The organism is Corynebacterium marquesiae (assembly GCF_030229635.1).
Lineage (GTDB): Bacteria > Actinomycetota > Actinomycetes > Mycobacteriales > Mycobacteriaceae > Corynebacterium > Corynebacterium marquesiae.
Map to the genome: position 1 here is coordinate 1 of NZ_JASPII010000036.1, position 1,307 is coordinate 1,307.

The following is a 1,307-nucleotide window of genomic DNA, read 5'->3' on the forward strand; positions in this document are numbered from 1 at the left end:
TGAAGTGCCCCGGGTTTTGTTCCTAGGCATTTGCCTTGATTTCTATTATTGCTTGCGGCGGGTGCTGGTCCCAAAATTCGGTTTCCACTTCGACCGGGGTTCGGTATCCCAAGCTTTGGTGAAGCCTCGTCTCGTTCCACCATGACACCCACTCAAACGTCGCGATTTCCACCTCGACAACCTCATCCCACCTGCGAGTATGGATCAGCTCGTTTTTGTAGGAACCATTAACGTTTTCCGCCAGAGCATTGTCATAGGAATCCCCGACAGTTCCGGTGGAAGCGGCAATCCCGTGCTGGGCAAGACGCTCGTTGTAGACAACGCTGACATACTGCGAGCCGTGATCCGAATGATGAATGAGACCTGTTGTTTCCTCAGCAGACGCGATCGCCTGGTTGAGAGCTTGCAGCGGCAACGCTTCGGTGCGCATGGAATCTGATAACGCCCACCCAACGATCCGTCGGGAGTAAACATCGGTGACAAACGCGGCATACACAAAGCCTTTCTTCGTGCGCACGTAGGTAATATCAGCCACCCACAGCTTGTTCGGGCCTTCGGCTTTGAATTCTCGCTCCACCAAGTCCGGGCGTAAATCCGGCCTTTGAGGTGTGCGAGTGGTCATAGGCGAGCGGCCTTTGCCTTTGCCTGATACACCGGCTAGACGCATCAGCCGCGCGGTTTGTTCACGACCGATATCGATTCCGTCACGATGAAGAGCATGCCACATTTTCCGCACACCGTAGATGCCGTAATTATCCCGATGGATAGCACTAATGCGTTCAACCAGCACAGCATCACGAAGGCGGCGAGCACTTACCCCACGGGCCTTGGACTGACGATACCCACGCGAGGTGATGAACCCACCAGCGCGGTTTTTCTTCAACGTCTTACAGATGAACTCGACAGAGAAACGATTCCGGTATTCATCGATGAACCGGATCATTTCCGACGTTTTGGGTCGAGTTCCGACGCGAAAAAAGCTGAGGCAGCCTTTAAAAGTTCATTGGTGTCGCGTAGCTCTTGATTTTCACGGCGAAGCCTCGCGTTTTCGGCGGCCAGATCTTCAGGCACGGGTTCTGGGATGTTTCCCGCACGGCGGGCCTGTTGGGTCCATTGACGGGCTGTGTGCCATGACACCCCCAGCTTTGGGGCTACTGCCTGGCACGCGGCTTGCATCGACATATTTTCCGCCAAGATGCGGTCCTCTACAAGACGGACCACACGATCCTTCGCATCCTGGTCAAATTTTCTTGGCATATTCCAGATTTTCCCATCTACTCAAACGGAACAAAACCTGGGACACTTCA

The 1,307-nt window shown here is 54.1% G+C and carries 1 protein-coding gene; it reads right to left on the reverse strand.

Annotation, left to right across the window (positions count from 1 at the left end):
- Positions 1 to 22: 22 nt before the first annotated feature.
- Positions 23 to 1,257, reverse strand: a protein-coding gene (locus QP971_RS11255; RefSeq protein ID WP_172953431.1) for an IS3 family transposase whose coding sequence is annotated in 2 segments (ribosomal slippage) — positions 23 to 969 and positions 969 to 1,257 — 1,236 coding nt in all. Because the reading frame shifts where the segments join, the coding sequence is not laid out codon by codon here.
- Between the last annotated feature and the right edge of the window lie 50 nt (positions 1,258 to 1,307).